This is a genomic window from Rhizobium sp. SVR5-2C, from assembly GCF_056755115.1.
In genome coordinates, this window is the sequence record NZ_JBNDHT010000026.1 from 18,806 (window position 1) to 32,821 (window position 14,016).

At 59.7% G+C, this 14,016-nt stretch carries 10 protein-coding genes; 5 read left to right on the forward strand and 5 right to left on the reverse strand.

What is annotated here, in order from left to right; genetic code table 11:
* Positions 1 to 176: 176 nt before the first annotated feature.
* The 3 genes from ACPYOI_RS10070 (at position 177) to ACPYOI_RS10080 (ending at position 6,356) form a co-directional block, all read left to right on the forward strand.
* On the forward strand, positions 177 to 1,718 hold the full coding sequence (locus ACPYOI_RS10070; RefSeq protein WP_481417432.1) for a cation:proton antiporter: 1,542 nt from the start codon (positions 177 to 179) through the stop codon (positions 1,716 to 1,718).
* Positions 1,719 to 1,968: 250 nt separating this feature from the next.
* Entirely contained in the window at positions 1,969 to 3,147 is a 1,179-nt protein-coding gene (locus ACPYOI_RS10075) for an efflux RND transporter periplasmic adaptor subunit (protein ID WP_168832457.1), read from the forward strand.
* Positions 3,144 to 6,356, forward strand: a complete 3,213-nt coding sequence (locus ACPYOI_RS10080; RefSeq protein WP_481417433.1) for an efflux RND transporter permease subunit — start codon at positions 3,144 to 3,146, stop codon at positions 6,354 to 6,356. The genes ACPYOI_RS10075 and ACPYOI_RS10080 overlap by 4 nt, the downstream gene beginning before the upstream one ends.
* On the opposite strand, the gene ACPYOI_RS10085 is transcribed toward ACPYOI_RS10080, so the two are convergent.
* The 4 genes from ACPYOI_RS10085 to ACPYOI_RS10100 all read right to left on the reverse strand — a co-directional run bounded on the left by ACPYOI_RS10085 (position 6,325) and on the right by ACPYOI_RS10100 (position 10,673).
* Positions 6,325 to 7,329: an acyltransferase family protein gene (locus ACPYOI_RS10085; RefSeq protein ID WP_481417434.1), complete on the reverse strand. Its 1,005-nt coding sequence runs from the start codon at positions 7,327 to 7,329 to the stop codon at positions 6,325 to 6,327. The genes ACPYOI_RS10080 and ACPYOI_RS10085 overlap by 32 nt on opposite strands.
* Positions 7,330 to 7,373: 44 nt before the next feature.
* Positions 7,374 to 8,639 carry an O-antigen ligase family protein gene (locus ACPYOI_RS10090; RefSeq protein WP_481417435.1) on the reverse strand — a complete coding sequence of 422 codons (1,266 nt, stop codon included), beginning with the start codon at positions 8,637 to 8,639 and terminating at the stop codon, positions 7,374 to 7,376.
* Between the two features lie 11 nt (positions 8,640 to 8,650).
* The gene (locus tag ACPYOI_RS10095) at positions 8,651 to 9,871 is read right to left on the reverse strand and encodes a polysaccharide biosynthesis/export family protein (RefSeq protein ID WP_481417436.1); all 1,221 of its coding nucleotides are present in this window, start codon (positions 9,869 to 9,871) and stop codon (positions 8,651 to 8,653) included.
* 121 nt (positions 9,872 to 9,992) lie between these two features.
* On the reverse strand, positions 9,993 to 10,673 hold the full coding sequence (locus tag ACPYOI_RS10100; RefSeq protein ID WP_481417437.1) for a sugar transferase: 681 nt from the start codon (positions 10,671 to 10,673) through the stop codon (positions 9,993 to 9,995).
* Positions 10,674 to 11,436: 763 nt separating this feature from the next.
* Between ACPYOI_RS10100 and ACPYOI_RS10105 the strand changes: the two genes are divergently transcribed.
* On the forward strand, positions 11,437 to 11,715 hold the full coding sequence (locus ACPYOI_RS10105) for an exopolysaccharide production repressor protein (RefSeq protein WP_481417438.1): 279 nt from the start codon (positions 11,437 to 11,439) through the stop codon (positions 11,713 to 11,715).
* 115 nt (positions 11,716 to 11,830) lie between these two features.
* On the forward strand, positions 11,831 to 12,841 hold the full coding sequence (locus ACPYOI_RS10110; protein ID WP_481417439.1) for a glycosyltransferase family 2 protein: 1,011 nt from the start codon (positions 11,831 to 11,833) through the stop codon (positions 12,839 to 12,841).
* A gap of 6 nt (positions 12,842 to 12,847) precedes the next feature.
* Here ACPYOI_RS10110 and ACPYOI_RS10115 read toward each other — a convergent pair whose 3' ends face one another.
* On the reverse strand, positions 12,848 to 13,807 hold the full coding sequence (locus ACPYOI_RS10115) for a glycosyltransferase family 2 protein (protein ID WP_481417440.1): 960 nt from the start codon (positions 13,805 to 13,807) through the stop codon (positions 12,848 to 12,850).
* Between the last annotated feature and the right edge of the window lie 209 nt (positions 13,808 to 14,016).

The window sequence follows — 14,016 nt, forward strand, 5'->3', positions numbered from 1 at the left end:
TTGCAAATACGTTCTGACCGTTCGCGGAACAAGATCAGCCGCCGGAAATTCTGCGACTGCGGCCAAAATGTCGCAGGCCATAGTTAAGCATTCGCTTCTCGAGCACCAGGGCGCCGTATGCAAGCGCCGCCGCCGCGCTAGTTCTTGTTCAAACACTGATGGCGATGGGGAAATCGATGGCGTTTTTCGAGAGCATGCTGAGCCTGTTGCTGGTCGCGATCGTGTTCTTGCAGTTCTCGCGGAAATTTCTGATCCCCTATCCGACCATGCTTGCGATCGCCGGGGTCATCGTCGCCGCTGTTCCCTGGGCGCCGGAAATCGGCATCGACCCTCAGCTGGCGCTCGCCCTGTTCATTGCCCCTGTTCTCTTCGACGCGGCCTATGATCTGCCGCCGAGAACCTTGAGGCAGAACTGGCTGCCGCTCGTTTCGCTCGCCGCTATCGCGGTCATGCTGACCACGGCCGCAGTCGCCTTCGTCGGTGTGACGGTCGCGGGCCTTCCGCTCGCAGCAGCGATCGCGCTCGGTGCCATCGTCGCCCCGCCCGACGCGGCGGCCGCGACAGCGATGCTTGAAAGGTTCAACCTGCCGCGCCAAACCTACGTCGTTCTCAAAGGCGAAAGCCTGCTGAACGACGCGGTCTCGCTGCTCATCTTCAGCGCCGCAGTCGCGGCCGCCGCCAGCCCCAGTTTCTTCGCGAGCGTCCTGCCGCTGCTTGCATTTGCCGTTCCCGGCGGACTCATCTTCGGTTATCTCGCAGGCCGCGCCTACATGCTGATCGGCATCAAGCTCGCAGGCACGCTCGGCGGGACGCTGCTGGAATTCGTCGCCACCTTCGGCACCTGGATCATCGCCGAACATCTGCATCTCTCGGCGATCCTGGCGATCGTCGCTTATGCGATGGTCATTGCCCGTTACATGCCGGAGCGCCAAAGCGCCCGTCATCGCATTCACTCCTATTCCGTCTGGGAGGCAGCGGTTTTCCTTCTGAACGTCCTGGCATTCCTGCTCATGGGCCTTCAGGCCCGGCAGATATTCCTCGAAATGGAACCGGACCGGCTGACATTCGCGATAACCGTCGCCATTGCCGTCTTCATTACCGTCGTCGTCGTACGCATGCTCTGGGAACTCCTCTATAACCGCACGATGGCTCTCTTCCCGTCGCGCCATGCCACGAAGCAGGCGCCGACGCTGGCCATGAGCCTCGTTGCCGGCTGGTGCGGCATGCGCGGGCTGGTGACTCTGGCGACCGCGCTTGCTCTGCCCTTCGACTTTCCGTCCCGCGATATCATTCTGCTTGCCGCGCTCGCCGTCGTTCTCGGCACCTTGATCATACAGGGTCTTACGCTCGGCCCGCTTATCCATTTTCTCCGCTTCGAGCCCGACCATTCATGGGGGAAAGATCTGTCGCAGGCCCGCGTCGAACTGATCGAAACCGCGCTCAAGGAACTCGAAACCAAGCAGGGAAAGTCGGCAAAAATCCTGCGCGATGTCTACGCTTCGGAGCGCGAGATCGCGCGCAGTGGCGAGCATCCGCGAGAGGTGGGTGAAATGGACGAACTGCGGCGGAACATCATCGCTGCCAAGCGGGAAAAACTCGCCGAAATGCGCCGTGCCGACGCCATCGACGACGATATGTTCCACATCCTGGAGCAGGAACTCGATTGGGCCGAGCTCGCTGCGTCGTCGCCCGAGAGCGAGCAGATCGTCGAGGGTTAAGGCCTCACGCAAATCTCAAAACGGCGAGCGGTTGGCGTTTGCAATTTTCGTCCACTGGCGTCTATATTCCTATGCCAGAGGTTTGCCCGGGACGAACCTCTGCCTCTTCGAAAAACCAGGCGCGGCGACCAGCCGCGTGACGAGACAGGAAGACGAGCACGGGAAACCGGGTTCCAAATCAGCAGATATGAATCGCATCGTTACAGTGTAAGATCGGCGGTATAACGGCCGCCCAGCAGCGGGGGTTGCTATGCCTTACTCTTTTCGTAACATCCTGACATTTGTTGGCTTTGCAGCGCTTGCGCCGATCGTTGCAATGGCACAGCAAGCCCCTCCGGCTCCCCCGTCCGTCACGGTCGCCAAGCCCGTCGTCCGGGACGTGGTCGATAATGACGAATTCATCGGCCGCTTCGAGCCCGTCGACGAGGTCTCCGTGCGATCGCGCGTCGGCGGCTACCTGCAGGAGGTGCACTTCACCGACGGCTCTCTGGTCAAGAAAGGCGACCTGCTGTTCGTCATCGACCAGCGGCCGTTCATCACTGCCCTGAACCAAGCGAATGCTGCGCTGGAAGTGGCGAAATCGACGCTGACGTATGCCGATGCGCAGTACAAGCGAACGGCATCGCTCTCGACCAGCGGCAGCCAGTCGATTTCCTTGCTCGAAGAACGTCGCAGCCAATGGGATTCCGCTCAAGCCAATCTCCGAGGCGCTCAAGCAACGGCCGACCGCGCAAAGCTCGATCTGGAATATACGACGATTACCGCCCCGATCAGCGGCCGCATCGACCGCCGGCTGATTTCCGTGGGCAATCTCGTTCAGGCCGATCAATCGGTTTTGACGACCATCGTTTCACTCGACCCGATCGATTTCTATTTTGACGTCGATGAACGCCGGCTCCTGAACTTCGCGCAGACTGCGCGTGAACGCGGCAGCGAGCTTCAGCAGGGTGGCGGCGGTCTCGAAGTTAAGGTCCGCATCACGGATTCCAACGATAAGCCGTTCACAGGCAAACTCGACTTCGCCGAGAACCGGGTCGATAGCCAGACCGGCACGATGCGGGTCCGCGCCCGCTTTGACAATCCGAAATTCGTGCTTCAGCCCGGTCTCTTCGGCCGGGTGCAAGTGGAGGCGTCGAACGTCTATAGGGCCATTCTCGTGCCGGACGACGCAATCGGCTCCGACCAGAACCAGCGCGTCGTCTATGTCGTCGGCAAAGACGGCACCATTTCGACGAAACCGGTCCGAACTGGTCCGCGGCTTTACGGCTACCGCGCCATCCGCGAAGGCATGGACGGCAACGAGACGATCGTCGTCAACGGCCTGATGCGCGCCCGCCCGGGCAGCAAGGTCACGCCGCAGATGACAGAACTGCCGCAGAGCCGCGAGGATATCCCGCCGGAAGCTGCAAGCATGGAGCTGGCCCAATGAGGTTTGCGCACTTCTTCGTGGACCGGCCGATCTTCGCGTCCGTTCTCTCCATAGTTCTGCTCATTCTCGGCGGTCTCGCCTATTTCCAGCTGCCGGTGGCGCAGTTTCCCGAAATAGCACCGCCCACCATCGTCGTGCGCACCAACTATCCCGGCGCCGACGCCCAGACCGTCGCCGACACGGTCGCAACGCCGATCGAACAAGAGATCAACGGCGTCGAGAACATGCTCTACATGTCCTCCTATGCGACAGACGACGGGTCGATGTCCCTGACGATCACCTTCAAGCTCGGCACCGACCTGGATCAGGCACAGGTTCTCGTCCAAAACCGCGTAGCAATCGCCGAACCGCGGCTGCCCGAGGAGGTTCGCCGCACCGGGGTCACCACCACGAAGAGTTCGCCCGATCTTATGATGGTCGTGCACATCCTCTCTCCAAACAGCCGCTACGATCAGCTTTACGTCTCGAACTATGCCCGTAGCCGCATCCGCGATGTGCTCGTGCGCCTTGACGGCGTCGGCGATCTCACCATCTTCGGCGAGCGCGAGTATGCCCTGCGCATCTGGCTCGATCCGCAGAGGCTGGCGTCCTATAGCATGACCCCGAACGATGTGGTGGCTGCCTTGCGCGAGCAGAACGTGCAGGTTTCCGGCGGCTCGATCGGCGGCCCGCCGGCGGCCGGCACAAATGCATTCCAATACACCGTGACGACGCAGGGCCGGTTCTCCGATGCGCGGCAGTTCCGCTACGTCATCGTGAAAGCGACAGCGGACGGCCGCCTCGTACAATTGCAAGACGTTGCCCGCATCGAACTCGGCGCCAAGCAATACGTCACCAACAGCTACCTCGACGGCAAGCCGGCGGTGGCGCTCGGCATCTTCTCACGTCCAGGCACGAATGCGCTGGCTGGCGCCGCCGAAATCAAGGCGGCCATGGAACGGCTCGCCAAGGACTTTCCTCCGGGGCTGGCTTATAACATCGTCTACAATCCGACCGAGTTCATTTCGGAGTCCATATCAGAGGTCTACAAGACCATTTTCGAAGCAGCCCTGCTGGTCGCAATTGTCGTGCTGGTCTTTCTGCAATCCTGGCGCACGGCCATCATCCCCATCGTGGCGATCCCCGTGTCGCTGATCGGCACTTTCGCTTTGCTGCTCGCGTTCGGCTTCTCGCTCAACATGCTGACGCTCTTCGGGCTCGTGCTCGCCATCGGCATCGTGGTGGACGATGCGATCGTCGTCGTCGAGAACGTCGAACGAAACTTGGCCAAGGGCATGACGCCGAGGGAAGCGGCGCATGTCACCATGGACGAGGTCGGAACGGCGGTCATCGCCATTTCCCTTGTCCTCATCGCCGTCTTCGTCCCGACAACCTTCATCCCCGGCATTACCGGCCAGTTTTACCGGCAGTTCGCGGTGACGATCTCGGTCGCAACGGCGATTTCGGCGATCAACTCGCTGACATTGTCGCCAGCGATCGCCGCGCTCGTGCTGCGGCCGCACGAAGAACATGCGAAAGAGACGCGAAATCCGCTCACGCGACTGGGCCGCGGCCTCGCCAACGGCTTCAATCGCGGCTTCGACCGGATGAGCCACGGCTACTCATGGCTTGTTCGCCACATCGTTGGGACAAGGACCGCCGTGTTTTGTGCGCTGCTGGTATTTGCGGCACTGCTGGCGTCGACCTACTACATGGGCCGAATCGTCCCAAGCGGCTTTATCCCTAACATGGACCAGGGCTACGCAATCGTCGTCATTCAATTGCCCGAGGGCGCCTCGCTCAACCGAACCGACGCCGTCGTGCAGCAGGCGGCGGAAATCATCGGCAAAACGCCTGGCGTCTCTCACTCGGTGGCCTTTGCAGGCTTCAGCGGTGCCACCTTCACCAACGCGTCCAATCAAGGCGTTGTCTTCGCACCCTTTGACACGTTCGAACACAGGCTTGAGCAGGGTCTGAGCGCCGGCCGGATCATCGGTCAGCTCTACCAGAACCTGCAGGGCATCCAGGAAGCCTTCATCATTGCCATCCCGCCCCCCTCCGTCAGGGGTATTGGCAATTCCGGGGGCTTCAAAATGCAGTTGATGGACCTCGAAAGCGGCGACATGCGGCGGGTTCTGGCCCTTGCCTATCAGATGATGGGCACCGCCAACCAGACGCCGGGGCTGACAGGCGTCTTCACCACCTTCTCTGTATCCAGCCCGCAATTCTTCCTCAATATCGATCGCGACAAGGCCCGTATGCTGAACGTCCCGATCTCGAACATATTCGATACGCTCTCGATCAACCTCGGCACGTCCTATGTCAACGACTTCAATGCTTTCGGCAGGGTTTATCAGGTGCGAGCGCAGGCCGACCAGGAATTCCGCCTCGAACGGGACGATATCCTTGCCCTGAAGGTCCGTTCGGCGACCGGCGCGCTGGTGCCGCTGGGAACGCTCATCGAAGTTCAGGACAGGAGCGGGCCGGCGCTCGTCCAGCACTACAATATGTATGTCTCGGTACCGCTGCAGGGCAATCCGGCGCCGGGTGTGTCGACCGGCACCGCCCTCGATAGCATGGAGAAGATCGCAGCCTCGGTACTGCCCCCCGGAACGACGTTCAACTGGACCGAGCTCGCCTTCCAAGAGCGCGGCACCGGCAACACCGCGATCTATATCTTCGCGCTGTCGGTCATCTTCGTATTCCTGGCACTGGCCGCCCAGTATGAAAGCTGGGTGCTGCCGCTCGCCATCATCCTGATCGTGCCGCTCGCCATTCTCGCGGCCCTGCTTGGCGTCCATTTCCGCGGCATGGACAACAACATCCTGACGCAGATCGGCCTCATCGTGCTGATCGGACTTGCGGCGAAGAACGCAATCCTGATCGTGGAATTCGCGAGACAGGCGGAAGAGGGAGGCAAGACGCCGGTGGAAGCGGCGATTGAAGCCAGCCATTTGCGCCTTCGCCCCATTCTGATGACGGCATTCGCCTTCATCTTCGGCGTCGTGCCGCTGATGATCGCAACAGGCCCAGGCGCGGAGATGCGCCAGGCGCTTGGCACGGCCGTCTTCTCCGGCATGCTCGGCGTCACGCTTTTTGGCCTGTTCCTGACTCCGGTCTTTTACGTCGTGCTGCGCGCCCGCTGGCGTAAGACGGCGGTTGCGGAGCAAGCGTCTGTCGATGAACTGGACGCTGAGACTACGAAGGACGTTCGAGCGGGCGGCGCTTGAACGTGTCGCCCGACAGCAGCTTGCGCATCGGCTTTTCGATCATCTCGTAGGCGGCGACTCCCAGGAGCGTTCCCGCGCAAGTGGCCGCAACCACGGTAAGAGTATCAGGGATCCCGGCAAGTCCGGAGGCCTTGATGACAACCGACACCGCCAGCGTGTGCCAGAGGTAGATGGAGTAGGAAGCGTCGCCGAAATAGGTGAGCACCGGCACGCGGCCGATGCTGCCGTCCGCCTCCAGCGACACCATCCCGTACACCAGCGCCATCGCCAGCGGGCCGCAGATGAACTCGTCGAATTCCGCTCCGCTCAGATAGATCACCGCAAAGCCGCAGAGTGCTGCGCCGACGAAGGCGAGCCCGAGGCTGTGACCCGCGATCCAGCGGCGCAGCCACAGTTCGGCGATGAATACACCGCCCAGGAATTCCAGGATGATCGGGCGGGTGTAGGTGGCGAGCATCGGCGAGGACGGATGCCAGATCGCGCCGATGACGACGAAAAGCCCGAACGCCGCTGCGAGAAAGAGCAGCCGCCACTGGCGCGGCAGGAACAACGCACCGGCAAAAACGACATAGAAGAACATCTCGAATTGCAGCGTCCAGCCCTGAACCAGGACTGGCCAAATCTCGCCCGTGCTCGGCGAATGCACAGGAATGAAGAAGAGCGAACCCAGGACGTGGCCGGCAGCAAGCCGCAGGTTTGGAAACAGCCCTGCCAGTGCGCCGGCGATCATGATCATGGTCACGAGCCAATATGAGGGGGCGATGCGGCGGACTCGGTCGAGCAGGAAGCGCTGCGGCGTCAACGGCTTGCGCTCGCTGATCACCCACATGATGAATCCGCTGATGACGAAGAAGACATCGACGCCGGCAGCGCCGATGACGAAATGCTCGCTACTTCTCTCCGCCGCATGAAAAACGACGACGGCAAGTGCCGCGAAGGCACGCAAATACTGGATCCCGTAGAGGGTCTTCATGCATTTCCCCGTTTACTCCGCTCCCGCGGCGTAGATGCAGATGATCAGGAATTGACAGGCGAAACGGATTGATAACGTCGCAGGGCGGCCATCGCCGAACGTTGTCGCGCGCCGACAAGTTTTCCCGCGGTGAAGTAAAGAAGGAACGTACCGACGTTATAAGGTGTCAGAATATCGATTTCCACGAACGAGCGGAACAGAAGCAGCACGATGATGCCGAACAGCAGATAGGATTCATCGTTGCGCACATCCTCCAGCAGCCGGCGCAGATGCCCCCACAGCGTTGCGATGATTGTGGCGGCCAGAATGAGCACACCGGTCAGGCCGAGTTCGACTGCCGTCTCGATGTAGGTGTTATGAAAATGGAAGCCGCTTCTCGAGCCGATAAAGAATTCCTTCCATAGCCGCTCCGGCTCGGAAAAACCTTGCACCCAATAAGCCTGGTAGCCGACACCGAAGGCCGGGTGTTGCGTCGCTGCGGCAATACCCTGCTGCCACAGATAGGTACGCCCGGTCAGGGTCGAATCCTTGCCGAAAAGGCCGAGGACCGCATCGACGGCACCGAGATAGACACCCGCGACGGCGAGCACGATTGCCGCAACCCCGCCACCGACGACCAGTAGTTTACGATTATCCGGCGACAGCATGAGCACGACGCGTAAGCCAATCAGCAGGGCGACGATAGCTGCCGTCGTGATGACCGAGGTCGCGGATTGCGCGGCGTGCAGGCAATAGGCGGACATAAGGCCGGCGATGACGGAGGCTATCATCCACAGACGGCGTTCGCCGTAGATGAAGACGGCGGCATATGCGAAAATGATGCCCAGGGATGCGTAGAAGGCAAGCTGGTTCTTGGACGCGAAAGCACCGACGAAACTGTAGGTCCCGTCGATCGGGTCATATTCGTAGAAGCCGAAGAGGATCGAATAAAGGAGCACAATGGCAGTGCCTGCCACCATCCCAAGCGTCAGGGTCCGGACGTCGACCACGCGAACGGCGATCAGCGCGCAGGCCACCTGTGTCAGTAATTGGATGCTCGCCCGCATCGAGACGCTCGGGACCTGCGACCAGAAGACGGAAAGAAATGCGAAACCGGCAAAGGCAAAAATCCAGATGAACCGGCTGTAGCTGCCCAGCACCTTACGATAATCGACTGCGATGAGCGGCAACCACAACGCATAGTAAAGCAGGATCGCCGGCTGTCCGAAACGGAGCGAATAGGCGAAGCAGAAGAGCGAAAGCGCTACCGCCGGAATGGCGTAGATTTCGTTCTCAGCTGGTTTTATCAGCACCGATTTGGCGATCCGCATGCGGGTCTCCGCTATCTCATTGCGACCCCGGCGGTGACCTTGATCAGGTCGCCGGGCTGCAGTGCGGTGTTTTCCTGCACCGGAATTTCCTTCGACTGGCCGTCGACTTCCCGCACGATCGAGTAGCTGATGCTGGCACTATTGTCCGGGTCGAACCGTGCGGCATCATTCGATTGCGCCAGAGCTTCCGACATCAGCGCATCGCTGGTCGCAAGCTTCAGGTTGTGCGTATCCAGATCGCTTTCGGTGTCCTGCAGTTCCTGCGCCAGCGTGGCGTCCCAGTCGTTGCGGAGCGTAATCTCGTCCTGATTGGCCTTGTTGATGTCCTGCTTGGCCTGCAGCGAATTGGTGTCGATGTCGAGAAGAGTGGCCTCGATATCGGCTGCGCGCTGTTCGGATGCCATCTTGCGGGCGCTGAGCGCAAGCCCCTTCTCGGCAAGGTTTTCCACTTTATCGCGGTCTTCCTTGGCAAGCTCGAGCTGGCGTGTCTGCGTCTCTGTCTTCTTGGCGAGAGACTCAATTTCGGCTTGCAGCAGAGATCTCAAGTCCTCGAGCCCCTGGAGCTGCAGCGTGAGCCGCTTCTTGCGCGTCGACATCAATGCTGTTTCGCTGGCAAGCAGCGCCTTTGCCTCCGGCAGATCCTTCAGCTCCTTCGGCATGTCGATCGTCTCCTGGCCGGCGATCTCGGCCTGCAGCCGTGCCTTGCGGGCGAGCAGGCGATTCTTTTCCGTCGTGTAGACGACTGCATCACCCTTGGCGTTGATGAAATCGCGGGCAAAGCGCTGGCCGGCGTCTGCGCGGTGAAGCCCGCCGGCGAGGCTGACAGCCTTCACGACGGTGAGATTCGGTGCGAAAGGATATTCGCCCGGCTTGTCGACGTCGCCTGTCAGGAAGACGGGCCGGAATTCGGCAAGTTCGACGGATGCGGAGGGCCGGTCCTTCAGGCCGAACTGCTTCTGCAGCGCGACACCGATCTCCTGCGCGATCGCATCCGCCGTCTTTCCGGAGGCTGGGAGGTCGCCTACGAACGGAAGCGAGAGATTGCCTGCGGGGCCGACCGTATAGTCGCCGCTGACCACCGACCAGTCGCGGATCGATCCTTCCGCCGTCTGCCATTCGGCAACGCGGATGCGCAACTTGTCCATCGTGCCCAGCTTGTAGTCATCAGCCTTTGCAAAGCTAGAAGAGCCGACCAATATGCCAAACCCCGCAACGAAAGCGAGGCCAGTCATAAAGGAGTTTCCAAGCAGGTTACGGCGTAACAGGATTTCTCTCATTCAGTCTTTCCCATAAATCGGCACGGCAAGCCAAAAGCTATACCGTACGTCACTGGTGTATTTGGAAGCGGCGTTCTCAGTAGCTGCCGCGCTGCATGCAGACGGCGGGGATCGTCCGGGCAATGATCATAACGTCGCGGGTGAGCGACCAGTTTTCGACATAGTGGGTGTCGAAAGCAACGCGCGTGGCATAGGACACGTCATTACGTCCGCTGATCTGCCAAAGGCCGGTAAGCCCAGGGCGAGCCTGAAGATAGTAGACGGCGGAAGACTCATAGAGTTCCAGTTCGTCATGCACCACCGGCCGCGGCCCGACGACGCTCATTTCGCCGCGAAGGATGTTGATGAGTTGCGGCAGTTCATCAAGGCTGAGCTTGCGCAGCACGCTTCCGACAGCGGTGACCCGCGGATCGTCCTGAAGCTTGCGCGTTGAACGCCACTCTTCCATTGCCTTCGGATTGTTGCGCAGATGCTCCTGCAGAACCTTGTCGCCATCGACGACCATGGTTCGGAACTTCAGGCAACGAAACTCCTGGCCGTTGTGGCCGATACGGCGATGTCCGTAGAAAGCTGGTCCCCTGTCGGAGAGCTTTACGAGCAGCATCACCATTAGAAACACCGGGCTCAGGAAAATGAGCCCGAGCGCGGCAGCTGAGATATCGAATGCTCGCTTGATTATCCCGCCGGTCGGCGGAAAGACATTCGCATGAACCACGCCAAAGAATGGCGTACTGTCCGATCTCGTCGCAGACTTCATAGAGTTAACTCCACTTATGTTTGCCGTTTGGTCGGTATGCCAAGGCCGATAGGCTGGCGTTGACGAGTTCGGAGTGTATGGGCCGATTTTGTTTTTTTAAGCCACAATTTCATGGCGATTGTGTAACGGGCCGTTTTTGGAGCGCCGCAAGCGCTTTTTCGTTTATGAGCCATCACTTAAGTGCAGATGCAGAGCCTGCAATGTTTTCGAATAGTCTCGTTGCGCGGCACTAAAGATCTTGGTGTTTGCTTTGCGGCGCAAAAAGATTGAAGAATAACCCCTTCTGCCGATTTGCCGCCGAATTTGGTTATGCAGCCCCGGCACTACTGGGAATAGGTCAACTATATTGCCTTATTGCCGATTTTATTGCGACGCACCATGGATTTTGCGCCGCACACTCAAATCGTTTTAGATGAAAACTTTGTAATAAAAGTTGAACGCATTGACCTCTCCTGCGTTAGTCACCATGTGGAAATATGGCGCTTCGCACAAGGTGCAACGCCAAATTTTCCGCAATCTCAGGTAGGATGAGCGCAAGGAAGGAGGCCGGAGTTAATCCTTAACGAGCATTCGCCGATTTTATCCAAGGCCGGAACGAAACCTTAATCCGAATACTGTAGAAAACGAGCAACGGATAACGAAAGAATGCTTCTGTTCGGTTGAAACCACAGGCTATCTAAAATATACAAAGTAAAGGGTCCCAGGGAGGCAGCCCGAATTCAATGAATGTTCATTGAACGACCTCCTTAGGGGAGGCAGGATTATGTACGCACCTCGTGTTTTCGTCAGCATGCTCGGCGCTTTGGCGGTCTTTGCGATTGCGACCTATTACCTAAACGGTTCTCTCGTCGATACGCTGACCGACACAGCAATCAGCGCGGTACTTTTGCAGATCGGCTACTTTGGCGGCGTGCTTTTCCTCGTCTGGAAAGAAAGCAAGGCGCGTAACGCCAAGGGGACTGCGGTGATGTCGCCGGCTCGCGACGACAAGGAAACGCTTGTCGTTACGCCGTTCAAAAGTTCCGAGCCTTTCAACCAGTGAAAGCACGCTTCCGGCACGTGACGCCCCGGGCCTCGTAATATCTTTTGAAGGTCTTTTGCATTGCCGTCGAAGCGGCGACGTCCTAACTGTTGCGCGAAACAACGGAGGGTACGACGTGGTTGAGACGGCTACGGCAAGCATATGCGTAATCATTGCCGCCAAGAACGCGGCCGATACGATCGGTATGGCGATCGCTTCGGCCTTGCGGGAAAAGCAAGTGGCCGAAGTCGTCGTGATCGACGACGGATCCACCGATGGAACGGCCGATGTCGCCAGGACTGCCGATGACGGCAGCAATCGCTTGAATGTCGTCTCGTTCGAGAAGAACAGGGGTCCGTCCGCCGCCCGCAACCATGCGATCGAGGTCTCCTCCGCGCCGCTGATCAGCATTCTCGATGCCGACGACTTCTTCTTCGAAGGCCGCTTCAGCCGGATGCTTGCGGAAGACGATTGGGATCTGGTGGCCGATAACATCGCTTTCGTGGAAGCCGAGACTGTCACGCGCGCGCCGCAGCAACTCGACCATTTCCCCGATCGTCCGCTGTTTCTTGACTTGGTGAGCTTTGTCGAGGGCAATATCTCGAAGCGCGGGGTGCGGCGCGGGGAAATCGGCTTCCTGAAGCCGGTCATGCGGCGTGCGTTTCTTGATGCTTACAAGCTGCGCTATCGCGAGGAGATGCGCCTCGGCGAGGACTACGATCTCTACGTCCGCGCGCTGGCTAACGGCGCACGCTACAAGGTGATCCATAGCTGCGGGTATGGCGCCGTCGTGCGAGGCAACTCCTTGAGCGGAAGCCACCGGACGGAAGATATCCGCAGGCTCTATGAAGCGGACCAGGCGATTCTGACCAATTGCAAGCTGTCTTCAGAAGCCGCCGCAGCCGTGCGCCGGCACGAGAGCCACGTTCGCGGCAAATACGAGCTTCGCCACTTCCTCGATGTGAAGAAGCAGTCCGGCGCCGGTGCAGCCCTGGGCTATGCCCTGACCCATCCCCTGGCCATCCCCGCAATCGCCGGCGGCATCTTCATGGACAAGACGGAACGCTTCCGCAGCCCCGGCGGCGTCGACATCGCGACCAAGGGAGCCGGTGGCCTCAGATATCTTTTGCCGTCGCCTGCGGAGTAAGCCTGTCTATTTCGAAAGTTTTCCGCCGGCGAGCTGAAGCACGCTCGTGAGCAAGGCCGGATCGCGCCAGGCCCATCGTGCCAGCAGCCGGAAGTCCGGCATCCGTCGCCTGCGCACAAGGCCGGCCTGGCTCCAGAGCGCCTGTTTCCGTGCCCGGCTCTTGTAGGCCTTGATCGTTTCGATTTCCTGCGGACGCTTGGAGAAACGGCTTTCGAGCCGGTCGAGCGCCATCCAGGTTATGAACTGCTGCTTGAGGAACTCCGGCGAGGCGTTGTCGACGCCGTGGAAAATGTTGATCCCCTCCCCGCGAAGCGCACCCGCCTCCCCGCAAAGAACGATCCGCCGCGCCGCGAGCATGCAGTCGCAGAAAAACAGAACGTCTTCCGCCGCGAGCCGAAGTGCCGCGTCGAAGCGAACCTTCTCGATCAGCGGCCGGCCGATGACCATGCATGACATGTGCAGGAAGGCCCAGTTCTTCAGCATCACGCCTGCAAGGTCCGGAATCTCGAGCAGCAGCGGATGGTCGGAAAGGCGCAACGCCTTTTCGCTCCTCTCCAGATCGGCGATCCCGAAATGGTAATCGAACTCTTCGCCGCCGTGGATTGACGCCCAGTAACAGTCGGCATCGAACTTCTGCAGGGCATCATGGGCATTTTGCAGATGCGCCGGCGTCCAGAGATCATCGGAATCCAGAAAGGCTGCGAAGCGCGTAGCGGCCGGAACGTTGTCCAGGCCGGTATTGCGCGCTCCGCCCGGGCCTGCATTCAGCTGCTTGACGATCGTAATCCGCGCCCGCTGGTCTTGGGTGAGCGGCTTCAATTCGTCTTCGGCCGCATAGGGTGACTGGTCATCGACAACGATCACATCGAAGTCCTGAAAGCTCTGCGCAAAGACCGAAGCCAATGCGCGGCGAAGGATGCCGTCTTCGCGCTGGTAGAAGGGGATGATGATCGTGAAGGTCGCCATTCTTTCTCCTGAAGGACCGTCCGGTGATCGAGCACATAGAGCCGAGAGCTGCACCGAACAAGTTGCTGCAGTGCGAAATGATGAAGGTCATTCGGGCCGAAATTTGTCAAAGCCCAATAGTTTGGCCTCGAGAGAGGCATGTGCTGAAAAGGCGCACCAAGGATATCAAAAATCACATTCTCGCCGCAATTCGGGACTGCGTGGCCCCG